This window comes from Bacteroidota bacterium, from assembly GCA_018692315.1.
GTDB lineage: Bacteria > Bacteroidota > Bacteroidia > Bacteroidales > JABHKC01 > JABHKC01.
In genome coordinates this window covers 73,555-97,192 of the sequence record JABHKC010000028.1, presented here as the reverse complement: position 1 = coordinate 97,192, position 23,638 = coordinate 73,555, and the positions used below count along the sequence as shown (strand labels likewise).

18 protein-coding genes are annotated in these 23,638 nt (G+C 32.3%); 10 read left to right on the top strand and 8 right to left on the bottom strand.

Translation table 11 applies throughout. From position 1 onward, the window contains the following. Positions 1-6 precede the first annotated feature (6 nt). From HN894_02700 to HN894_02675, 6 genes are all read left to right on the top strand, one after another. Positions 7-2,526, top strand: a complete 2,520-nt coding sequence (locus tag HN894_02700; protein ID MBT7142221.1) for an XrtN system VIT domain-containing protein — start codon at positions 7-9, stop codon at positions 2,524-2,526. Continuing rightward, entirely contained in the window at positions 2,517-3,857 is a 1,341-nt protein-coding gene (gene xrtN, locus HN894_02695; GenBank protein MBT7142220.1) for an exosortase N, read from the top strand. The genes HN894_02700 and xrtN overlap by 10 nt, the downstream gene beginning before the upstream one ends. Positions 3,858-4,033: 176 nt before the next feature. Next, the gene (locus HN894_02690; GenBank protein ID MBT7142219.1) at positions 4,034-5,932 is read left to right on the top strand and encodes a family 20 glycosylhydrolase; all 1,899 of its coding nucleotides are present in this window, start codon (positions 4,034-4,036) and stop codon (positions 5,930-5,932) included. A gap of 123 nt (positions 5,933-6,055) precedes the next feature. Continuing rightward, positions 6,056-7,396, top strand: a complete 1,341-nt coding sequence (locus HN894_02685; GenBank protein MBT7142218.1) for a reductive dehalogenase — start codon at positions 6,056-6,058, stop codon at positions 7,394-7,396. An 11-nt stretch (positions 7,397-7,407) separates the two neighbouring features. Beyond that, entirely contained in the window at positions 7,408-8,475 is a 1,068-nt protein-coding gene (gene rsgA / locus HN894_02680; GenBank protein ID MBT7142217.1) for a ribosome small subunit-dependent GTPase A, read from the top strand. A gap of 126 nt (positions 8,476-8,601) precedes the next feature. Beyond that, positions 8,602-8,931, top strand: coding sequence for a hypothetical protein (locus HN894_02675; GenBank protein MBT7142216.1), 330 nt, complete (start codon positions 8,602-8,604; stop codon positions 8,929-8,931). 40 nt (positions 8,932-8,971) lie between these two features. Here HN894_02675 and HN894_02670 read toward each other — a convergent pair whose 3' ends face one another. From HN894_02670 to HN894_02660, 3 genes are all read right to left on the bottom strand, one after another. Next, entirely contained in the window at positions 8,972-9,574 is a 603-nt protein-coding gene (locus HN894_02670; GenBank protein MBT7142215.1) for a hypothetical protein, read from the bottom strand. A 4-nt stretch (positions 9,575-9,578) separates the two neighbouring features. Continuing rightward, positions 9,579-10,139, bottom strand: coding sequence for a sigma-70 family RNA polymerase sigma factor (locus tag HN894_02665; GenBank protein ID MBT7142214.1), 561 nt, complete (start codon positions 10,137-10,139; stop codon positions 9,579-9,581). Positions 10,140-10,210: 71 nt separating this feature from the next. Further along, a complete protein-coding gene (locus tag HN894_02660) occupies positions 10,211-11,392 on the bottom strand; it encodes a hypothetical protein (protein MBT7142213.1) in 1,182 nt (393 codons plus the stop codon). 396 nt (positions 11,393-11,788) lie between these two features. On the opposite strand from HN894_02660, the gene HN894_02655 reads away from it, so the two are divergent. Next, positions 11,789-14,428, top strand: coding sequence for a DNA gyrase/topoisomerase IV subunit A (locus HN894_02655; protein ID MBT7142212.1), 2,640 nt, complete (start codon positions 11,789-11,791; stop codon positions 14,426-14,428). A gap of 31 nt (positions 14,429-14,459) precedes the next feature. Here the strand turns inward: HN894_02655 and rlmD are convergent, their stop codons facing one another. From rlmD to HN894_02630, 5 genes are all read right to left on the bottom strand, one after another. Then, positions 14,460-15,866, bottom strand: coding sequence for a 23S rRNA (uracil(1939)-C(5))-methyltransferase RlmD (gene rlmD, locus HN894_02650; protein MBT7142211.1), 1,407 nt, complete (start codon positions 15,864-15,866; stop codon positions 14,460-14,462). A gap of 65 nt (positions 15,867-15,931) precedes the next feature. Further along, positions 15,932-16,990 carry an ATP-binding cassette domain-containing protein gene (locus HN894_02645; GenBank protein ID MBT7142210.1) on the bottom strand — a complete coding sequence of 353 codons (1,059 nt, stop codon included), beginning with the start codon at positions 16,988-16,990 and terminating at the stop codon, positions 15,932-15,934. A 34-nt stretch (positions 16,991-17,024) separates the two neighbouring features. Beyond that, a complete protein-coding gene (locus HN894_02640; protein MBT7142209.1) occupies positions 17,025-17,798 on the bottom strand; it encodes an ABC transporter permease in 774 nt (257 codons plus the stop codon). Between the two features lie 4 nt (positions 17,799-17,802). Beyond that, positions 17,803-18,795, bottom strand: a complete 993-nt coding sequence (locus tag HN894_02635) for a solute-binding protein (protein ID MBT7142208.1) — start codon at positions 18,793-18,795, stop codon at positions 17,803-17,805. Positions 18,796-18,808: 13 nt separating this feature from the next. Then, complete coding sequence (locus HN894_02630) at positions 18,809-19,645, bottom strand: MBL fold metallo-hydrolase (protein ID MBT7142207.1); 837 nt, start codon at positions 19,643-19,645, stop codon at positions 18,809-18,811. Positions 19,646-19,824: 179 nt separating this feature from the next. Here HN894_02630 and hypF point away from each other — a divergent pair, with 179 nt between their 5' ends. The 3 genes from hypF to hypD all read left to right on the top strand — a co-directional run bounded on the left by hypF (position 19,825) and on the right by hypD (position 23,616). Beyond that, positions 19,825-22,107 (top strand): carbamoyltransferase HypF, encoded by a 2,283-nt coding sequence (hypF, locus tag HN894_02625; GenBank protein ID MBT7142206.1) that lies wholly within the window; start codon positions 19,825-19,827, stop codon positions 22,105-22,107. A gap of 87 nt (positions 22,108-22,194) precedes the next feature. Beyond that, a complete protein-coding gene (locus HN894_02620; protein MBT7142205.1) occupies positions 22,195-22,458 on the top strand; it encodes a HypC/HybG/HupF family hydrogenase formation chaperone in 264 nt (87 codons plus the stop codon). 75 nt (positions 22,459-22,533) lie between these two features. Continuing rightward, positions 22,534-23,616: a hydrogenase formation protein HypD gene (gene hypD / locus HN894_02615; protein ID MBT7142204.1), complete on the top strand. Its 1,083-nt coding sequence runs from the start codon at positions 22,534-22,536 to the stop codon at positions 23,614-23,616. Positions 23,617-23,638: the final 22 nt, after the last annotated feature.

The window sequence follows — 23,638 nt, the reverse complement described above, 5'->3', positions numbered from 1 at the left end:
AATATCATGGAGAAGCCTAAACAATCAAAAAGTAAATTATTAAATGCAGGACTAATATTAATTCCTGTAATGCTAGTAGTTTTAGTATTAACAAGTTTAAAACGCAGTGTAAATGGAGATTTCTTTGAAGGTAGTGGAGAATTTTTCGTTAATTACATTTTTTCAATTGGATATTTCTTAATTGTTCTAATAAATAACAGGCCGTTTTTTAGATTCAGACAAATTGATAGGAGACTAATAATTGTTTCATTGGTTCTTTTTTCAATTAGCTCATTTACATTAAACAATTCGATTGTAATATTTGCGCAATTTACTCTTTGGGTAAAGGTTTACTTAATTCTTTTCTACATTTCTTTTCTTGGAATATGTTATATCGAAAAAATACCAAAAGTTCTTAGATACCCTATTTCCTTTTTCCTTGGAGCAGGCATAGTTATGACAACTTATTTTGCTGTTTATTTAGCTCCCATTTATCATATATCAATAATCGGCCTGATGTTTTTCGGATTAACTATTCATTTATTAATCCCACTTTTAATAACAATATCAACAATAATTATCTACGCCAAACTGAAAAAATCGAAAACTGAAAAAGCACTGTTTTATTCCGGAATAATAATTCCAATTTCCATAACCATAGTTTTTCTATTTCAATGGAGTAATTTCAAAAACGAAATTCATAAATCAACTTCATCAATCATTACCAGGCCAGATAATACTTTGCCAGAATGGATTTTGCTTTGTCAGGATATGCCAACAGATAAATTTTCCCAGAAAATTATAAAAGGAAATTTAGCATATGACACTTTTAAAAATATGTGGGGAGCTTGGGGCAATACAATATTTGATGAAGTAAAAAGGCACGACCCTCTGGTGAATATTGGATTAGCTATTCTTGGCGACATTAATCTTGATAGAGATACCAGAGTAAAAATCTTAAAATCACAATTTAATGCAAGACATTTAGCTCAGAGAAAATTATGGTCAGGAAGAAATATTGGTACAATTGAGGTTCTTAATAACATTAAAATTTTCCCGGATTATCGTTTAGCTTATTCAGAAAAAATAATTACAGTAAAGAACTATAGTCAATGGGAAAATAACCAACAGGAAGCGGCCTTTACTTTTTATTTACCGGAAGGTTCTGTGGCCACTTCATTGTCACTTTGGATTGACGGAAAAGAAGAAAAATCCCGATTAACGACAAAATCAAAAGCTGATAGCGCATATGTTAGCATTGTTGGTGTTGAACGAAGAGACCCGGCTTTGTTGCATTGGCAAGAAGGAAATACCCTAACTGTAACAGTTTTTCCTTGCACTCCAAAAGAAAATAGGAGATTCAAAATTGGAATCACAACACCTCTTGAAAAGCTTGATGATATATTAACGCTCCAAAATGTATATTTTGATGGACCTGTAACACATGATATATTGGAAACAAGTCAGCTTGTATTTGAATCAGAAAATGATATTGAAAATATTAAAGTGCCGAATGGATTTAATAAAGGACTGGGAAACAATTTTGTTTATAATGGAAAGTTCAGGCCATATTGGGAAGTGTCTTGTCAGGCTACCGAATTATCTAAAAATGAATTCTTTTTTAATGAACATTCATATGCAATAAAAGAAATTGATAAGCAGATATATAAATTTAATCCTGAAAACATTTATTTAGATGTGAATAAAAGCTGGACAGAATCAGAATATAATGAGTTGCTGAAAATATTTTCCGAAAAACAGATATTCGTACATCATGATAAACTCATGAAGCTGAACAAGGAAAATGAAGCTGAAATTTACAAAGTAATTGGCAGCAAAAATTTTAGTCTGTTTCCATTTAATGAAATCTCTGATTGGAATAACTCACTTGTTATTTCTAAATCTACAGAACTTTCGCCAAACTTATCTGATTTAGAAGGTAGTGATTTTTTAAGCGAACTCATTAAAAAGATAAATTCAATCGATGAAAAGGTAAACCTCTTTCAATTTGGCGAAATAACATCGCCATATTTAAAGTCATTAAAAGAATTTCAAATAATTAATTTTCATTCTGGCGACATATCTGAATTATCAAAAATCATCAATGAGAAATATTTTTATCAATATAACACAGATTCGTCAACAATAAATCTGGATATAGCAGGTATAAGTATTCATAAGGACACAAACCAAGTTCAACCAAAAGCACCAGACCACTTATTGAGACTTTTTGCATATAATACCATTATGAAACAGATGGGGCGGAATTATTTCAATAAAAATAAGGAATATATCGATGATTTAGTAGAGATAGCAAATGAAGCTTACGTTGTAAGCCCTGTTTCAAGTCTAATAGTACTTGAAACAAAAAAGGATTATGAAAGATTTGATATACCTGAAAATGAAAATAGCCTAAAAAATGCATCGGTTAAATCTTCTGGAGCAGTTCCAGAACCTGGGGAATGGTTATTAATCTTTTTATTTATTGGAATTCTAATTTTCGTATTCTTCAAGAAAAAGACATTACACTTTGTGAAATGGAAATAAGCTTAACCACTTTTGTAAAAACCAAGCTATTCATAACCATAGCTTTAATTTCCATATTCGTTCTGTTAGCATTTCAAAAGCTTGCATTTTATGTAAGGTTTGACTTTAATTTTCTGTTATTACTGTTGGTTTTGCCATTTGTAATAAAGAAACAAGATAATACGAAGTCCATTAGATACGGAATTATTGCAATTATACTTTTCCTTCTATATCCTTTTCTAAAGCTTAGCTCAATATATTTTTTCGCATTCATTTGTTCCATATTTTTTATTTATGAATTTCAATATGGGAAATTAAGTTCTATCCCTTTGTTTTTCGTAATAATTGTCTCACCGGTTGCAATTTTTTTATCTGAGGTAGTTGGCTTTGAGATAAGATTATGGTTAACTAAAATTGCTACGAATATCCTTCAATTCATTAATAGTGATTTCAATTATTCTGGGAACATTATTCTAATTGGGAAAAATGAATTTCATGTTGATTCTGAATGTATGGGATTGAAAATGGTTTTATTGTCAATGTTTATAACATTGATATTTATTACGTATCATCAACATAAGAAAAAAGGTCAGATTAATATTTCATTTATAGTACTATCTTTATCAATATCATATATTCTGGTGGTAATATCAAATTTAGCCAGAATCATACTGATAACATTGTTTCAATCACCACCTGATACATTTTCACATGAGCTCATCGGCATAATCTGTTTCATTGTTTATGTTGTATTGCCCTTATGGTACGTAGTAAAAATTTTACCGACAAGTAAGAAAAAGAATACTAATGGATATGATTCAAAATTTAATGGACTTGTTTTTATTTCTTTAGTTTTTGTGTTGTTGTTTCTTCTCTCTCTCTACCGCTTTACTAATTTAGGTTCAAAGGAAAATGCAAAACCGGATATTATTTCGCTTGATTATTTCTCAAAAGATTTTTCTAGTTCAATAGAGGAGCACAGCGTTCTAAAACTAACAAATGAATATTTCTTGATATACATTAAACCTGCAGCAAGTTTTTATTCTGCCGACCACTCTCCTATCATTTGTTGGAAAGGTAGTGGATATAAAGTAATTAAAGAACAGATAATTTCAACAAACAAAAACAAAGTCTATTATAGTGAACTACAAAAGGATAATGATATTCTTTATTCAACATGGTGGTATGATTGCGGTAATGTTAAAACTATCTCACAATATAAATGGAGATTTAATAATCTAATCAATGGTGATGATTATCGTTTAATAAATGTGATTAGTGATAATAAAAATAGCTTAATCATAAAAACCAATAAATTGCTAACTGAAAATATTTTTGATGGAACTCAGTAAATCCAATAATCAAACCTACTTAGCATTTGCCTCCTCCCAAAAAAGCATCCAATTTTACTACAGATCCAAATAAAAACTTTGTATAATAAAATTGTGTTATGATTTGAATAAAAACAATAAATTTGAAGATTTCTGAATGGTTAGTATTACATAGAATTAATCTATTACAAAAGGCAATGAAAAATATTACACTAACAGCAATTAGTCTGATTTTTATTCTTCTTTCATGTAAAGAGAGCAAACATCATGTAGGGGTTTTGAAAGCAGAAATAATCCCAAAACCACAATCAATTGTTGAACTTGGGCATAATTATATTATTTCTAAATCGACTAAAATTTATGTAAACGAAACGAATGATGAACTTAAAGGAGTTGCTAAATACTTAAAAAAACGAATCGAAACAAGTGTTCAAGGAGCTTCAATTGCCATTGTTACAAATGCATCCTCAGAGGAAGGAATACATTTAATACTAAATAATGAACCTGATACTCTATTGGGTGAAGAAGGCTATACCTTATCGTCAGAAAACAACTTACTTATAAAGGCGAATACTTCTGCAGGTATATTTTATGGAGTGCAGACACTGCTGCAATTATTACCAGTAGAAATATATTCAAAGGAATCCAAAAATTTTGACTTAATTCTTCCTGCTGTCAATATTTTCGATAAACCGAGGTATGCCTACAGAGGGATGCATTTAGATCCCTGTCGGCATTTCTTTTCAGTCGAATTCACTAAAAAATATCTTGATTATATGGCCTACCATAAACTGAATAAGTTTCACTGGCATCTTACTGAAGATCAAGGCTGGAGAATAGAAATTAAAAAATATCCGAAATTAATTGAGATTGGTTCAAAAAGAAAAGGCACTTTGATTTTAAACCACGATGTAAGTTGGAAAGAACAAAAATACGATACCATTCCTGTTCAAGGATATTATACACAAGAACAAATTTTTGAAATAATTCAATATGCAAAAGAGCGATTCATAGAGGTAATTCCCGAAATTGAAATGCCGGGACACGCAACAGCTGCTTTAGCTTCTTATCCGAACCTGAGTTGCACCGGTGGTCCTTTCGAAGTATTGCAAAGGCCAGGAGTTATTGCAGATGTATATTGTGCAGGGAATGATTCTGTATTTGTTTTTATTAAAGATATAATTGATGAAGTGGTTGAATTATTTCCTTCCAAATATATTCATATCGGAGGTGATGAATGCCCTAAAGACAGATGGAAAGAATGCTCAAAATGTCAAAATGTTATCAAAAGGGAAGGACTTGAAAACGAACATGAATTGCAAAGTTGGTTTATTACTGAGATTGAGAAATACATTAATTCGAAAGGCAAAACTTTAATAGGCTGGAGTGAAATTATGGAAGGAGGTATAGCTCCAAATGCTGTATTGCAATCATGGTTGGGGACTTCAGCAGGAATCGAAGCTGCAAAACAAAAGCATAATGCAATTATGTCGCCATATCAATACCTGTATTTCGATGGAATATATGTTGACAAAAAACACAAGAAAATGGAACCTTTCGGGCAATCCTATTGTTGGACAAACACCGAAAAAGTGTATTCTTTCGATCCTACACCAGACACTATCCCGCAGAAATATCACTCTTATTTTATAGGCGCTGAAGCTACCATGTGGACAGAATTTATTAAAGATGAATCGCATTTGGAATACATGCTGATGCCAAGAATTAGTGCCCTATCAGAAATATGCTGGACAAATAAAGAGCAAAAGGATTTTGCAGATTTTTCTAATAGACTTGATAAACAATACATGAGATATGACCAATTAGAAACAAATTACCGGATTCCTCACCCAATTATACCGGACACAATTTTTGTTGATAACAGTGAAAAAATTAATATCATCAACCCAACAGGTATAACAAACGTAAGATATACTCTTGATGGAAGTATCCCTGATGAAAACGCTAAATTATATACTGGTCCATTTTTCATTACTGAAAGTAAAAGACTTAAGGCCAGATGTTTTAACCAAAATGGAAGAGGCAGCAGTATTGCAACTTCCATAATCATTATGAAAATCCCGCAAAATAAATAGAGCTGTGGGTATTTTGTAAAACCAAGTCAAGTTGGAAATAGGAATTGATCTAATATAAAAGCTAATAAAATAGGGCATAGAATAAATATTTTCTATTTTTACACCCTAATTTGATAATTTGTGATGCAATATATTTCATTTAGTATCGGAACAATTCTATTTCTGTTTTTTGTGCTTGTAGCTTTTATTTCAATCAAAGAAAAACAAAAAAGAGCTACCATAGTTTCATTAATTAGCAGCATAATTCTTTCTGCTCCTTTCGTTTTTCTTGCAATAATCAATGTTGAGATATATATCTTAATACTGGTTTCTGTTACGTCTTTTTTTCTATTAGTCCTTTTTATTCCTACAGGCAAAAAGAAAATGTCGGATATGGGAAAACCAAATTCCTTAATTGATGAAAGAGATATTGTTTTCTCAAGAATGCTTTTGAAGAAAGGTAGCGAAAGATTTGAAAACTATTATAAAGATAATCCATCAAATCTTAAACCTGATGAAGATTTCAGAAGTAAGCCCGGCTTGTTGGCAGAGGGCTCAACTGAGTATAATAATGTAATTTTCAAAACTGCTCAAATATGTTTTAATTTTATAAAACTACTCTATGACGATATTGATGGCAAGACTTCTGAGCACAAAGAGAAAGTTGATACTGAGAAAATTACATACTATATTAAAAACTGGTCGAAAAAATTAGGGGCAATTAATGTTGGTATTACTGAACTCAAAAAACATCATTTATACAGTTATAGAGGGAGAGAAAAAAATTATGGTAATGAAGTAAAAAACAAGCACAAATATGCAATTGTTTTCACAGTGGAAATGGATAGGGATATGATGTCAGCAGCTCCTGGTGCTCCAACAGTTTTAGAATCTTCCGAGCAATATATTAATGCAGCAGTTATTGCAGTAACAATTTCGTCATTTATTAGAAATCTTGGTTACAGTGCAAAAGCTCATATCGATGGAAATTATGAGGTTTTGTGCACTCCCATTGCTGAAGATGCCGGATTAGGAGTAATCGGAAGGCTCGGACTATTAATAACTCCATACCTTGGACCAAGAGTTCGTTTATCGGTAGTTACAACCGACTTGCCAATTATTTCTGACAAAAAGACCACAAATAGTTCAATTATAGATTTTTGCAATGACTGTAAAAAATGTGCTGATGTGTGCCCTACAGCTGCCATTCCTTTTGATGAGCAAAAAAATCACAATGGAGTAAAAAAATGGAAAGTAAATATGGATGCATGTTTTAAATATTGGTGCATCAGCGGAACCGATTGTGGTAAATGCATGTCAGTCTGTCCATTCTCTCATCCGAATAATATGTTTCATAATGTAATTAGATGGGGGATTAATAACTCAGTCATATTCAGGCGTTTTGCACTATTAATGGACAATTTGTTTTATGGAAAGAAACCCACTCCGGCTCAAGCTCCGGATTGGATGAATTTGAAAAACTAAAGCTTAATGAAATGAAATATGAAGACTTAGGATATGATGCAGATTTTGCAAATCACAGAAAAAATCAACAACTTGAGTCATTTGGACTTGGGCGGGTTATTTCAGAACACAAAGAAAGATATGTTGTAAAAACTACTAAAAAAGAATACGATGGAGAAATAATTGGGAATTTGAGGTTTTCGGTACACGATAGAAGCGATTTGCCGGCTGTGGGCGACTGGGTTGCAATTTCTGAATACGATGAAAATAAGGCACTTATTCATTCTGTATTTCCCAGAAAAACTATTCTTGAAAGGCAAGCTGTAGGGAAACAAACTGAGAAACAAATTATAGCAACAAATGTCGATTACGCCTTTATTGTACAAGCTGTTGACAGAGATTTTAATATCAACCGTATAGAACGATACTTAACAATTTGCTATACATCCGGAGTAAAGCCAATTATCATTCTCAATAAAATAGACTTAGTAAATGACACTGAATTAGCAAATTTGATTACTTCTGTTCAGGAAAGAATAAAGCAAGTACCAATAATCGCTATAAGCAATGAAAACCAAAAAGGAATAGAAAAACTTAAAAAGAGCTTAGAAAAAGGCAAAACCTACTGTTTATTAGGTTCGTCAGGAGTAGGTAAATCAAGCCTTATAAATAATCTTTCAGGCGAACCATTAATGAAAACGAATACGATTAGTACAAGTTCGAATAAAGGACGACACATAACAAGTCATCGTGAGTTATTAGTTCTCGAAAATGGCGGAATTCTAATTGACAATCCTGGAATGAGAGAAATTGGAATTGCAGATTCAACCGATGGGATAGAAAAAACATTCGAAAAAATTGCCCTGCTATCTAAAAAATGCAAATTCAAAAATTGCACACATACAACAGAAGCAGATTGTGCGGTTTTAGCAGCCCTGCAAGCTGGTAAATTAAACGAATCATTGTATAAAAATTTCCTGAAAATGCAAAGTGAAAAAGACCATTTTGAATCTACCGTAGCCGAAAAGCGAAAAAAGGATATGGATTTTGGGAAAATGATAAAGAATTACAAAAAGAATAAAAAAATGAATAGGTATTAATTTTAATAAAAGGATTTGGTTATTTCTGTCTATATCACATTTTGCATTTAAAGTCAGTTAAAAGAATATTAAAATCTTAACTTTCGCAATTTATTGACGTACGATCGAAGTGTAAAAAACAAATATATGAAAAATGAATATTCGCTTAAAATTGATAATGATTTAAAAATATTTCGATATCGACATCAGGGATATATTGATAAAAATGACATTGGAATTGCATGGGAAGAGTTGTTGAGCAAAGAAGAATTCACAAAACAAAAGTATAATTTGCTTTCTGATTACAGAAATGCAATGTTTGATAGTGAAATAGATGATGTTGATTTAATCAGCGATTTTCTTTACAAAATTAAGGATATACTAAAAGGAAAAAAGCAGGCAATAATTATTAACGACCCACTAAGTGCCGCATTATCTGTTCTTTTTGGGAATCAAGTGAATAAACGAATCGGTTAGGTGAAGATTTTTTCAACAGAGGAAGAAGCAGTAAGATGGCTTAGTGAGTAGTTTCCAACATTACTAAAAAATCTCGTAAAGAGCTGTCAGTTACAATATCATTTTTTGTTTTTAATTCCGACAAAATTTCTATATCCGAAGCACACAATTTTATGTTACAATCCGGATTGTAATCAGGTTTTTTGGATGGAACGGTAACATATGCCAATTGGTTTTTTGGTTCATTTTTATAAATAATTTTTTCTTTAATTATCACAACTGTATCTTTCACTTCCGAAAAAATTGTATCAGTAATTTCAACAAAGACTGTATCAACTAATGCCATAATATTTTGTTTTTCCGGATTTTGCGAAAGCGAGAAAATATAAGCTATGCCAAAAATTATTAAAATCGTAGCAGCTACTTTATAGGCTTCCATACGATAATTTAAAATTTTGTGAAATTTTGGTTTTTTCAATTTTAATGAAATTTTGGTTTTTTTATCGAGCAGTACCTTTGTGTCTTCAATTGTAGAACGAAGATTTTTGTACTCTTCGACAGACATTTCTTGCAATACAATTTCTATATCCGCCTGAGCTAAATCTTCAAAATTATAATCCTCCAGCAAATCGAATATTTTCTCAGTGTTTTTTTCTTTTTTCATAATTTCAAATTTTCAGCATCTTATTATATTGATTAGAAAGTTCTTTTATTGTATAAAATAGTCGCGATTTTATTGTACCTTCAGGACATTCATATATTTCGGCAATTTCCTTTATACTCAAGTTTAACTTAAATCTTAGAACAATTAATGATCGTTGTTCCGATTTTAAATTTTTAATATGGTCATTCAGCTTTTGCTCTTGTAGGTCTAAATCATAATGTGCTGTTTCTGTGTACTTTAAATGCTCATTATATTTGTTTTTTACAGTTTTGCTTCTAAAATGATTTTTCGACATATTCGAAGCTACTCGATAAATCCATGGTTTGAATTTCTGTTTTGTATTAAAGACATCGGGCTTTTCCAATATTTTAAGAAACAAATCGTGAAAAAAGTCTTTTGCCTTTTCATTATCTCTGTCTAAAGCAAGGAAAAAGTAATTTGTAATCGGCTGCAAATATCTCAAATACAGACAGTCGAATGCTTTTTTGCTCCGACTGTCTTTTGACATTTTGTATATCTCAATTAGTTTTTCGTCTGTAAAATTCTTCATTTCTTCAGAACTCATTATTTTTTTGGGACTATTTAATTTTACTATTTTAAAAGAATTCCTACGAAAATTCAATCTAAACTAAAAAATTATTTTAACTCCTCCAACATTTTTTGTTTCCAGCTTTCGCCTCCTTTTTCAGCAATGAACAAACCAAGTGCTTTAACTTTTTCGGCCTTTTGACTTGCACCACTCAATTTATAGTGTTCGTGAAGCTTGACTATTCCCGGAAGATAGTTTAGATTCATATGCTCAACTTTTTCTTTACTAATATCATAATAGTTTTGCATGGAAATGTAATCCATTCTATAGATGTTCTCAAAATTATTTATTAAAAATGCCATATTATCAATATTGCTGTCGGAATATTCCATAACAAGGCCATGAAGATATAAATCGTTTTCATATTCTTTTAGGTATTTCCATGTCGTTAAACCAATATACAAGGACTGTTCTTTTGGCTTGTTCTTAATAATATAATCAATAATTTCGCTTTGATTTTCGCTTACTGAGCCGTCTTCGTATTTTTTTCCTAAAGGTTTGATATTACTTTTTTCAAGGATCATTTTTTGATAATCGACATCTGTCAGCAAACTAACATTAAATACCATAATATCTGTTCTAATTCCAAGTGCATCTTGCAAAAGCCAAACTGGAAATGTGTCATTATCTCCAAAAGTCAGGAGAATACTATTTGGTTTCATCGACATCAAAACATTGTAATTGTACGAAATAAATCCAGGGGAAATCCAGTTAGACTTAAACATTTTTTCGTTAAATTCCTTTCTCTTAGCAAAATTACATTGCATTTCGTAGCCAACTACTATTCCTTCATATACTTCCGGAACTTTCGGATTCAATTCAATAGCTTTAAGCAGATGTTCAAGCCTTTCTTCAGGATCGCCATATTCTTTTAATCTGTAATAAGTGAACGAATTAGGAACATTTTTTTCTACCAATTCCAAAATGTCATCAAGCTTTTTCAAATATGGACTTTCATTTGTCCAGCCATCATTTTTTTTGCCATCAAAACCATTTATGTCTTTGTAGGTTCCTTTGCAATTTCTATTCGAGCGATAGTAATTATACCATGCATCGGCATTAGTTTGGTCTTTTTCAAGGACTTTCCACCACAATTCGGCTTGTTGAATATAATATTCGTGCGGTTTCGAAACTTTCGCAAACGAAAATATTTCTTCCGGAGTTTGAGCATTAAGTATTGCTGTTTGCATTATCAATACCATAATAATTAACTGGCTTATTTGTTTCATATTTGTTTCATTTTCAATAAAAATTAATATTCTATTTCATGCTATTCGAATTGCAATTCAAAATAAGTACACTTTAATTTCTAAAAGGTTCAAATGACATTTCAGAATTTGTTGAAAAAAATAAAAAAAATCCACGAAATTTGTGGAAGGAAAACAGAAAATATTTCTTGCAAATTACTCAGATTTACGCAAAAAATGAATCAGCTAAAATCAGCGGAAGAATAAAATTGAATTAGCTTTTCTGAAAATTTTAAAATGATTTGTGAGCAACAGAAAACAATGAATTCAAAAATATTCCTCAAAATAAATAGCATTTTTATAAAAGTCTGTAAATAGTTTTAAGTTCAAGTATTATCTTTGAAGCCAAATAATTTTTTGAACAGAGTATAGGTTTTAATGCAAACGGAAGAAAACAAAAAAATAGAAGGAGCTGAAAACGAAGAAATTAACAATTCGGGAGAAGACAGTCAAATTGCAAAATCAGACAATATGCACAATGTTGAATATCTGTCAGGCATGTATAAAAACTGGTTTCTCGAATATGCTTCCTATGTAATTTTAGAGCGTGCCGTTCCGCATATATACGATGGATTAAAACCTGTTCAACGGCGAATTCTTTTTGCTATGAAACGATTAGATGACGGACGTTTCAATAAAGTTGCCAATATTATCGGGCAAACTATGCAATTTCACCCTCATGGCGATGCCTCAATTGGCGATGCTATGGTACAAATCGGACAAAAAGAATTATTGATAGAAACTCAAGGAAACTGGGGAAACATAATAACCGGCGACAATGCAGCAGCATCAAGATATATTGAGGCTCGTTTGTCGAAATTTGCTATTGATGTAGTTTTTAATTCTAAAACAACATTTTGGAAAGCATCATACGATGGACGAAACAACGAGCCGATTAATTTACCTGTAAAATTTCCATTGCTTTTGGCGCAAGGTGCAGAAGGAATTGCAGTTGGTTTAGCATCAAAAATCCTTCCCCACAATTTTATCGAACTCATTGATGCATCAATCGACTTTTTGAACGACAAAGAATTTGAATTACTCCCAGATTTTCCGACCGCAGGCTTAGCCGATTTCAGCAAATATAACGATGGTTTGCGTGGAGGAAGTGTAAAAGTTAGAGCCAGAATATCTAAAATAGATAAAAAAACACTTCAAATTTCTGAAATTCCCTTTGGTAAAACCACCGGAAGTTTGATTGATAGTATCGTAAAAGCAAACGAAAAAGGGAAAATTAAAATCAAAAAAATTGACGATAATACTTCTGAAAATGTCGAAATTTTGATTTATATAAATTCGGGGATTTCACCAGACAAAACCATCGATGCGCTCTATGCTTTCACCGATTGCGAAATTTCAATTTCTCCAAACAATTGTGTTATAGAAGAAGAAAAACCACGATTTCTAGGTTCTTCAGAAATGCTGAAAATTTCGGCACAAAACACCGTCAATCTACTGAAAAAAGAGTTGGAGATAAAAAAATCGGAGCTCGAAGATGCCTGGCATTTCTCTTCATTAGAAAAAATTTTCATTGAGAATAGAATTTACATTGAAATTGAAGATTGCGAAACCTGGGAATCGATAATCGAAACTATTGATACACACCTCGAACCTTTCAAATATTTATTGAAGAAAACTGTAGTTTACGATGATATTGTTAAACTTACAGAGATAAAAATCAAAAGAATTTCGAAATTTGATTCCTTCAAAGCCGACGAACTAATAAAATCTATTGAAGCTGAGATTCAGCAAATTGAATATAATCTGAGCAGAATGGTTCAGTTTGCCATTGATTATTACAGAAAAATTAAAAATAAGTATGGAAAAGGAAGGCAACGGAAAACCGAAATTCGCAACTTCGACACAATTGTTGCTACTAAAGTGGTTGTTGCAAACGAAAAACTTTATATAAACAAAAAAGAGGGATTCATTGGAACTTCTCTTAAAAAAGATGAGTTTGTTTGCGATTGTTCCGACATTGACGATATTATAGCATTTCGCAGAGACGGAAAATATATCATCACCAAAGTTTCTGAAAAATCATTTGTTGGTAAAAATATTATTTATGTCACCATTTTTAAGCCAAACGACGACCGAACAATTTATAATGCAATTTATCGAGATGGCATAAGCGGAACTACACTTATGAAACGATTTGCAGTTCTAAGTATAATCCGAGACAAGGAGTATGATATAACTCAAGGAACAGCAAATTCAAAAATTATTTACTTCACAGCAAATCCCAATGGTGAAGCCGAAACCATAAAAATTTTCCTCAAGCCAAAAGCAAAATTGAGACGATTAAGTTTCGAACTCGATTTCAGAGACTTAGCAATAAAAGGTAGAAATTCAAAAGGCAACATTATTACAAAACATGATGTGTATAAAATTTCTCTAAAAACAAAAGGTGTTTCTACTCTAGGTGGCAGACAAATTTGGTTCGATGAATCTGTTTTACGCCTTAGTACCGAAGAAAGAGGAAAATTCATTGGCGATTTTTCAGGCAACGACAAAATTTTAACAATTACAAAATCAGGATATTTTCAATTGTCAGGCTTCGACCTTTCCAATCATTTCGACGAAGACATTGTTTTGATAGAAAAATATAATCCCGAAAAAGTGTTTTCGGTGGTTTTTTTCGATGCCGACCAAAATTACTATTATCTCAAACGTTTTCAGATTGATGAGACCGACAAAAAAGTTAGTTTTATTGGCGAAAATCAGAATTCGAAATTCATTATTTTTTCGACGGACAAGCTTCCAAGAATAGAAATTGAGTTCGGAGGCGAACAAAGTAGTCGAGAAAATGAAATAATAAATGTTGCCGAATTTATTGGAATAAAAAGTTACAAAGCACGAGGAAAACGAATTTCTATTTTTAATTTGCAAAAAATTTCGTGGATTGAATCTCTCGTATTCGACGAAAACGGAAACACTGAAGAACTTGAAGAATCAAAATCTATAGATGAAAAACCTTTGAATTTGGAAGAAGATGGACAATTCAGTTTGGAACTATAGAATTATTGTCAATTTCAAAAAAATAATTTCATTAACTAATCCTATGCAAAAGTGCCACATTCTCGACATGATGAGTATGTGGAAACATATCAACCGGCTGAATCAGTTTTACTTGGTATTCTTCGCCTAACAAAGCAATATCTCGTGCCTGAGTTGCCGGATTGCAGCTCACATAAACAATTTTTTCCGGTTTGGCGTAAAGCAAACTTTCAACAACATTTTTATGAATACCGGCACGTGGAGGATCAAGAATAATTACATCGGGCTTCCCGTTTTCTAAAATAAACTCTTCATTTAGAATATCTTTAATATCGCCTGCAAAAAACGAAGTGTTGCTAAGATTATTAATAGCTGAATTGGTTTTTGCATCAGCAATGGCATCTTCAATAAATTCTATTCCGATCACTTTTTTAGCCGATTTTGCAATAAAGTTTGCAATAGTTCCTGTACCTGTATAAAGGTCGTAAACCACCTCATCACCATTCAAATTTGCAAACTCACGAACAATTTTATACAAATTATAAGCTTGTAGCGAATTAGTTTGAAAAAAAGATTTTGGACTTATTTTAAATTTCAAGTCTTCCATTTTCTCAAAAATGAAACTATCGCCTGCAAAATGTTTAATCTCCAAATCGCTGATAGTGTCGTTTCTTTTCGGATTTACTACATACATCAGCGATTTTATTTTGGGAAATTGTTGATGTAGATATTCGAGCAACGAATTCCTCAATTTTTCATCTTCATAAAAAAATGAAGCTATCACCATAAACTCGCCCGAACTGTTGTTTCGAATAATTAAATTACGTAATAATCCTTCTTGTTTTCTCAAATCGAAAAAACTCATTCCATATTTCAAAGCAAACTCCCTCACAGCCAGCCTAATTTCGTTGGAAGGCGCGGGTTGTAAATGACAAAATTCAATATCGAGAACCTTGTCGAATCTGCCGGGTACGTGAAAACCTAAACCGTCTAATATTTTTTCTTCAGCATTTTCTATTTCGTCTTCGTGAAGCCAACGTCTGTTTGTAAAAGTATATTCCAACTTATTTCTGTAGAAATCAGTATTTTCGGAAGCCAAAATAGGTTTTATTTCATCGACCTTGAGCTTGCCGATACGCTCAAAATTATCGACAACTTGATTATGCTTGTAAGAAAGTTGCAAGTTGTAAGGCAAATTTTGCCATTTGCAACCCCCACACACTCCAAAATGTTTGCAAATTGCAGGCACTCTGTTTTCTGAGTATTTGTGAAATTTTATAGGATAGCCCTCGAGGAAACTTTTACGTTTTCTGTTTACCTGTACATCAACAATATCGCCCGGAATAACTTTTGTTACGAAAACAATTTTTTCATCAATTTTAGCAATAGCTTTACCTTCGGCTGCTAAATTGGTAATTTCCAAATTATAAATGATAGGGTGTTTTTTTCTTTTTCTCACTTTTTGAATTTATAAATGACTGATTAAAAACAAATATTACATCTTAATGACAGTATTCGGAGCCACTATGTTTTTATAAATTTTATGGCTGTTGCTTTAAAGCTGAGCCAAATATTTATATTGTTTGACAAATCTAATTTTCGCGATGAGCTTTTTGTTATTACTACATATAAGAAAACTCCAATATCGATTTTTACTTCAACACCATTGGTTGTTGGTACAATATGTCCAATTTTTCCACGAAAATTGTTGCAAGCACTTGATTCTATTTTTTCTTTCGATAAAATAATTTCATTGCTTTTTATTATGATATTTCCTTCGCATTCATCACATTCTGTTGCTATAATAAATTTCATGTCATTCTCAATTTCAGCTACTTTTGTGCCCGATTTCTCATCACAAACTATTTTTGTTTTGAAAAAATTCTTGTCGCCCGAAAAATTAGCAACAAATTCTGATTCGGGATTCTGAAAAACGATTTTAGGTTTTCCATACTGTACAATTTCACCATTTTGCATAATAGCAACTTTGTTAGCCAAAGAAATTGCTTCCTCGTATTCATGCGTAACATGGACTATAGTTATTCCTTTGCGGTTTATTTCCCGAAGCAATCCCCGAATTTCGTTCCGCAAAATTACATCAAGCGATGTTAATGGCTCGTCGAGTAAAAGAATTTTGGGTTCTAACAAAAGAGTTCTTGCAAGTGCAACCCTTTGTTTTTCGCCGCCGGAAAGCATTTTCACTTCTCTTTCGAGCAAATGTGAAATATTCATTTCAGTAGCTATATTTTCTACTTTTAGTTTAATCTTAGATTTTTTAAGTTTTTTGAACTTGAGCGGATAAGCAATATTATCGAAAACCGACAAATGTGGAAAAACAGCAAAATCCTGAAAAACAAGGCCAATTTTTCTTTTTTGGATTTTTTTACGGGAAATATTTTCACCTTCCAAAAAAATATTTCCTGAGTCAGAGGAAATCAATCCGGAAATTATTTCAAGCAGAACAGATTTCCCTGAACCTGAAACGCCAAGAATTACGAAATAATCTCCCTTTTCTACTTTGAAGCTAAGATTTTTTATCTCGAACGAATTGAATTTTTTGTTTATTTTTTCAACTTCTAACATGCTTATTTGACCATATTTTTTTGTTCTTCTAACATTATTTTTTTCTCACAAAAAAACGCATTAAAATAAAAACTACTAATGAAACTGCAATAAAAATTATTGCAACCGGACGGGCATAATTTAACCCGAATGAACTGAATCGCTCGAAAATCAAAACAGGCGTAATCATCGGATGATATGCAACAATCACTACTGCTCCAAATTCGCTCATGCCCCGTGCAAACATCATAACTAAACCAGATAGAATATTTCGCCATGCTAATGGAAGAGAAATTGTAAAAAATACTTGTACGGGCGACGCACCAAGATTTAGAGCTGCTTTTTCGAGCCTGTCGGGGACATTGCTGAAACCATCGCGAGATGCATTAATAACAAAAGGAATGCTTACAAAAGCCATTGCAATAGCAATTCCAAAAGGATGGCCAACTAAATTCAAGCCAAAAAGAGAAGCAAACTTGCCAATAGCTGTGTCGCGCGAGATGAAACCCAAAATAGCAATACCAGCGGCTGAATGAGGAATCACAATAGGTAAATCAATAATTCCAAGAAGTAATTGTTTGAAAGGAAAATCCTTTTTTGAGAGGATGTATGAAAATGGAATTGCAATTATCGAAAAACTAATTGTAGCTAGCATTGAAGTCCAAAGAGTAAGCCAAATGCTACCCAAAACTTCATCGTCTTTGGTTGTTTCAATAATCTGTCCTAAACTAGTATCAAATAGCATTATAAGAAGTGGAGCCACTATAAATATCAAAGTTAATCCACTGAGGAAAATCAATAATAGCTGAAACAATGAGTATTTTTTCACAGTTTTATTGAGGTTTTGCAAATTTTTTCAATCTATTTGGAACGAAACTGAATGTTTCGGAAATAGCAGGAATTAGCGATTTTTGGCCATTCCTCTCTATTATTTTCATACCTTTTTTTTCGCTAAGAAAAAACTCTGTAAATTCTATAGCTAATAATTTATCTTGAGAATTATCAGGAATTGTAAGCCCGTAAATCATTGGTTCTCCATTTTTTGTAATAAATTCATTTGGCTTTTTTCCACTTATCTTAACCGAAGCTGTTTTATAAAATGCACCATATTTTGGGCTTTTTAGGTTTATCTCATCCGGGAGGACAATGTATTCTAAGCTATGTTGCTGAGCTACCGAACGATAAATAAAAATATAGTCGATAGCACCAATCTCAAGCAGGCTCAATAAGTCAACTTCTTTTGGGCGGACATAATTCAAATCTTTTTGCAAAAGCTCAATTATCTGATTTTGATTATAATGCTTTTCAGCCAATTTGATTGTTAAAACACTTCGGTAGCCACATGGGTCAGAATTCGGGTCGGATCGCCCAAAAGCAACATTTTCATCAAACAGAATTTCGAACCAATTTATTGAATTTATATCGTCTTTTAGTTTCGATCTTTCTGTGAAAGCAATGACCATTTCGTTGCTTGCAAATTTTATATTCCATTTTGCAAAATCGGGAATTAGCAAATTGTCAATTACAGCATAATCTGCCGAAACCATCAGGTCGCAATCTTTTTTTAAGTCGGTAATTTTTCTTGCACAAGTTCTACTGCCAGCAGATTCGAGCAGAATCTTTATATTTGGATGCACCAATTTAAAAGAATCTGCAATTTCATTTATCGGAACAGTCATACTCCCGGCATGAAATATTTTAAGCGTTCCCGATGATTTATTATTTGAAAATTCCTTGCTTCTTCCTTCTATGTTTGAATTTGTGCATGAAAAAATTGCAGAAATGGTTAGAAATAAAAACAAGCAAAAAATTGGTTTTGTGTTCATTTTGCATACATTACTAAATGTCTTCTAACTTAAAAATTTTATCAACTCTGGCTCCTTTAATTGTATTTTTCAATGTACAACATTCATTTTTTATATCGTGTTCGAAAAAAAGTATGAAATTGCCATCGAGAGCATCTTTGTAAAATCTTTCTTTATCATTAAGAGTCAGAAGAGGCTGAGTATCGTAACTCATAATATAGGGCATTGGAATATGAGCAGTAGATGGCAATAAATCAGCCATATAGGCAATAGTTTTTCCATTATAATTTATATAAGGGATAATTTGTCCGACAGTATGTCCATCAAAAATTTTTGCAGTAATATTTGGGATTATTTCTTCTTCACCCTCAACAAGTTTCAATTTTCCGCTTTCACCAATTGGCAAAATATTCTCTTCAAGAAAAGAGGCTTTTTCTCGCCTATTAGGATTTTTTGCAAGCTCCCACTGTTTTTTGCTAACCCAAAAGTTTGCATTTTTAAAAGCAGGAACGAGATTTTTTTCTTCATCGTATTTTATGCTGCCTCCGCAATGGTCGAAATGCAAATGTGTTAAAACTACATCGGTAATATCATCGAAACTAAAACCACAATTTTTCAGTGAGCCAGCCAAAGTATCGTCTCCATTAAGTAAATAATGTTTCAAAAAACTTTTTCCTTGTTTGTCTCCAATTCCGTTGTCAATCAAAGTAATTCTATCGCCATCTACCACGAGCAAGCACCGCATTGCCCAATTGCACAAATTATTTTCGTCTGCCGGATACAGATTTTCCCACATCACTTTTGGAACAACTCCAAACATAGCTCCACCGTCCAATCTTAAATTCCCTGTCTCAATTACATATAATTCCATAATAAATACTATTGTTTATTTCAGCTAATTTCAAAAGGCGAAAATTAGTAATTTTTGAATTATAAAAACTGTGTTGAAATATTTAATCTGTTTACAAATCAAATAATAGAAATAATTTCAATTTTTTCATTAATCAACATTCTTGTATGTTTGCACGTTTTTTTAATGAAAAATTATTAATGCAAATAGAAAAAACTGAGGCATATTTAATTGAGGTAAAAGGGCTTGTACAAGGCGTAGGTTTTCGTCCTTTTATTTATAGAATTGCTCTAAATCATAGAATTTTTGGATGGGTCGAAAATCGCAATACAGGAGTTTTGATTCATGCCGAAGCTAAAATTGAGAATATAAATAGTTTCATAAGGGCAATAAAAAGCGAAGCCCCTATTGCCTCAAACATAGCTTCAATAGATCATAAAAAAATAGAAAAACAAAATTTTAAAGATTTTCAAATAGTAAAAAGCAAAAACACTTCGGAAGAAATTACTGAAATAAGTCCAGATATTGGAGTTTGCAAAGATTGCTTGGAGGACATAAAAATTCAATCAAACAGAATAAATTATCCTTTTGTAAATTGCACGAACTGCGGTCCTCGATTTTCGATAATAAAAGATCTACCATACGACCGTGACAAAACTACAATGGAAAAATTCGAGATGTGTAAAACCTGCCACCATGAATATACAGATATTTTAGACAGGCGGTTTCACGCCCAACCAATTGCTTGTTCTGATTGCGGACCCCAATACGAAATTTTTATTGAAGGAAAAACTTTTCATAATTTCGATGATATTATTGAAAAAATAGTTGAATTGTTGAATGACGGGAAAATCATTGCAATAAAAGGAGTTGGCGGATTTCATATAATGTGCGATGCAACAAACGAAAATGCCGTCAGCCGTTTGCGAAAAATGAAAGTCAGAGAAGGCAAACCTTTCGCTGTCATGTTTTCCGACCTTCAAAATTTAAAAAAATATGTGCACTTAAATTCTGCAGAAGAGCTTTCGATAAAATCCTGGCGGAATCCGATTGTAATTTGTAGTGAAAAAGAAAAACTTGCAAAAAGTGTTAGTCTTGGTTTCAATACAATTGGGGCAATGTTGCCATATATGCCAATTCATTATTTGCTTTTCGAAAAAATTGAACAATCGGCTCTGGTTTTGACAAGCGGAAATATTTCTGACGAACCTATAATTATTGATAATGAAATTGCAAAAGAGCAACTCTCTGAAATTGCAGATGCTGTAGTCTGCTACAATAGAGATATTTACAACAGAACCGACGATTCTGTAACAATGATAATTAACGAGAAAGAAAGACTTATCAGACGTTCGCGATCCTATGTTCCATCTCCTTTGCGTTTGAAAATGAATGTTGAAGGAATTGTTGCAGCAGGTGCAGAATTGGTGAATTGTTTTTGCATTGGGAAAGAAAATCAAGCAATTATGAGTCAGCATATTGGCGATTTGAAAAATCTTGAAACTTTAGATTTTTATACCGAGACTTTCGAACAATTCAAAAAGCTATTTCGACTGAAACCTGAAATTATTGCATGCGACTTACATCCCGATTATTTATCTACAAAATTTGCAAAAAGTACAGACTATAAGAAAGTTTTTGTACAACATCACCACGCCCACATTGCATCATGTATGGCAGAGCATGGCCTTGATGAGAAAGTGATTGGTGTTAGTTTCGATGGAACCGGCCTGGGCGACGATGGGAATATTTGGGGAGCAGAATTTTTTGTTTGCGATTTGAATAATTATGAAAGAGTTTCGCATTTTGAATATATGCCAATGCCGGGTGGCGATAAAGTCACAAAAGAAACCTGGCGAATGGCAATTTCCTATTTATATGATATTTATGGAAAAGATTTTATAAATCTTGATTTGAATTTTTTAAAAAAAATAGATAATCACAAGATAAATTTATTAATTCAGGCAATAGATTTAAAAATCAATTCTCCTCTTTGCTCAAGTGCAGGCCGCTTGTTCGATGCAATTGCTGCCCTATTGGATATTTGCGTAGAGCCAAAATTTCATGCAGAAGCTCCTATGCAATTAGAAAATCTAATAATTGAAAATTGCGATGACGAATACGATTTTAGCTTCGACAAAACTATTTCGTTTTCTAAAACTATTCGGCAAATTGTAACAGATATAGTTGACAATCAGAATATTTCTTCAATATCAACAAAATTTCACAATACTATTATTTCAGTTATTTTTGCGATTGTTTATGAAATGAGATTAAGATTCGGTATCAATAAAATTGTGTTATCCGGTGGTACTTTTCAGAACAAATATATATTAGAAAAAGTTGAAAAGAAATTGAGAAAAGAAAAGTATAAAGTTTTTTCGCACAGCAAAATTCCAACAAACGATGGAGGAATTGCATTAGGGCAATTGGCTATTGCTGCTAAAAGGAGAGAGCTAGAGAAAATGAATAATAAAGATTGAAGAATTGATTAATGATTATTTAGATTAATTTTCAATTCCAATAAAAAATAAAAACATAAATAAAGAACATAAATAAAATATAAAAATATGTGTTTAAGTATTCCTGCAAAAGTGCTATCAATCGATGGTGTAATGGCAAATGTTTCAGTTGGTGGAGCAGAATATCAGGCAAGCATAGAAATGCTTGAGGATGTTAAAATTGGCGATTATGTCTTACTTCATACCGGATTTGCAATCCAAAAACTTGATGAAGAAGATGCTAAAGAATCGTTGAAAGTTTTTGAAGAATATGATGATTTTAACAAATTGTTAGATGAAGAAGAAAAACTTACCGGAAAAAGAATAACTTAGAAAATTATGAAATATGAAATATGAAATATGAAATATGAATTTCTAATTTCTTAAAAAAATATTAATCTATTGTAAATGAAATATATCGATGAATATCGCAATAAAGAATTAGTTCTTAAAATTGTAAACAAAATAAAAAGCATATCGAAAAAAGAAGTTTCCTTGATGGAAGTTTGCGGAGGACATACCATGTCTATTCAAAAATTTGGCATCCCTTCCTTACTTCCCAAGAATATAAAACTTATGTCAGGACCGGGCTGTCCTGTTTGTGTTTCGAGCCGCAAGTTTATTGATCAGGCGATAGCCTACAGCCGTTTAGATGATGTAATAATAACTACATATGGCGATTTGATTAGAGTTCCGGGTTCAAGCTCATCATTAGATTTGGAAAAAGCAAAAGGACAAGACATCAGAATAGTTTATTCTGTGCTCGACGCTTTAAAAATTGCACAACAAAATCCTTCAAAAAAGATTATTTTTCTAGGTATTGGATTCGAGACTACAGCTCCGAGCAGTGCAGCCGGGATTTTAAATGCTGAACGTCAGAAAATTGACAACTTCTATTTATTCAGCTCGCATAAAATTATGCCCCCAGCAATGGCAGCCTTGATTGATGAGGGTGTGAAAATTGATGGCTATATAGCTCCCGGGCATGTAAGCACTATCACAGGTTCAGGCATTTACACAGATGTGGCCGAAAAATATAATCTCGCTTGCGTAATTTCAGGTTTCGAGCCTGTCGATCTTTTGCAATCGATTTATATGCTTGTAAAACAAATTGAAGAAAACAATTTCAGTGTCGAAATTCAATATAAACGAGTTGTAAAACCAGAAGGAAATCTTATTGCTCAGAAAATGTTGGATACAGTTTTCGAATTGCGAGACGAATGGTGGCGAGGACTGGGAGTATTACCCGATAGCGGATATTTTCTAAAAGAAAAATATAGCAAATTCGATGCAGAGAAAATGCTCGAAGTTGAGGTTGAGCCTACGCTGGAAGAGAAAGGCTGCATCTGTGGCGAAATTTTAAAAGGACTGAAAGTGCCGAAAGATTGCAAATTATTTGCAAAAGCTTGTACTCCAAATAATCCTTATGGAGCTTGTATGGTTTCGAGCGAAGGAGCTTGCAATGCATATTACAAATACAATAGAAATTAGACATTTTCAGTTGAGAAAATAA

Bases quoted from the DNA above. Each gene is read 5' to 3' on its own strand.
- HN894_02700 (MBT7142221.1), top strand. From the start codon at position 7: ATGGAGAAGCCTAAACAATCAAAAAGTAAATTATTAAATGCAGGACTA.
- xrtN (MBT7142220.1), top strand. From the start codon at position 2,517: ATGGAAATAAGCTTAACCACTTTTGTAAAAACCAAGCTATTCATAACC.
- HN894_02690 (MBT7142219.1), top strand. From the start codon at position 4,034: ATGAAAAATATTACACTAACAGCAATTAGTCTGATTTTTATTCTTCTT.
- HN894_02685 (MBT7142218.1), top strand. From the start codon at position 6,056: ATGCAATATATTTCATTTAGTATCGGAACAATTCTATTTCTGTTTTTT.
- rsgA (MBT7142217.1), top strand. From the start codon at position 7,408: ATGAAATATGAAGACTTAGGATATGATGCAGATTTTGCAAATCACAGA.
- HN894_02675 (MBT7142216.1), top strand. From the start codon at position 8,602: ATGAAAAATGAATATTCGCTTAAAATTGATAATGATTTAAAAATATTT.
- HN894_02670 (MBT7142215.1), bottom strand. From the start codon at position 9,574: ATGAAAAAAGAAAAAAACACTGAGAAAATATTCGATTTGCTGGAGGAT.
- HN894_02665 (MBT7142214.1), bottom strand. From the start codon at position 10,139: ATGAGTTCTGAAGAAATGAAGAATTTTACAGACGAAAAACTAATTGAG.
- HN894_02660 (MBT7142213.1), bottom strand. From the start codon at position 11,392: ATGAAACAAATAAGCCAGTTAATTATTATGGTATTGATAATGCAAACA.
- HN894_02655 (MBT7142212.1), top strand. From the start codon at position 11,789: ATGCAAACGGAAGAAAACAAAAAAATAGAAGGAGCTGAAAACGAAGAA.
- HN894_02645 (MBT7142210.1), bottom strand. From the start codon at position 16,990: ATGTTAGAAGTTGAAAAAATAAACAAAAAATTCAATTCGTTCGAGATA.
- HN894_02635 (MBT7142208.1), bottom strand. From the start codon at position 18,795: ATGAACACAAAACCAATTTTTTGCTTGTTTTTATTTCTAACCATTTCT.
- HN894_02630 (MBT7142207.1), bottom strand. From the start codon at position 19,645: ATGGAATTATATGTAATTGAGACAGGGAATTTAAGATTGGACGGTGGA.
- hypF (MBT7142206.1), top strand. From the start codon at position 19,825: ATGCAAATAGAAAAAACTGAGGCATATTTAATTGAGGTAAAAGGGCTT.
- HN894_02620 (MBT7142205.1), top strand. From the start codon at position 22,195: ATGTGTTTAAGTATTCCTGCAAAAGTGCTATCAATCGATGGTGTAATG.
- hypD (MBT7142204.1), top strand. From the start codon at position 22,534: ATGAAATATATCGATGAATATCGCAATAAAGAATTAGTTCTTAAAATT.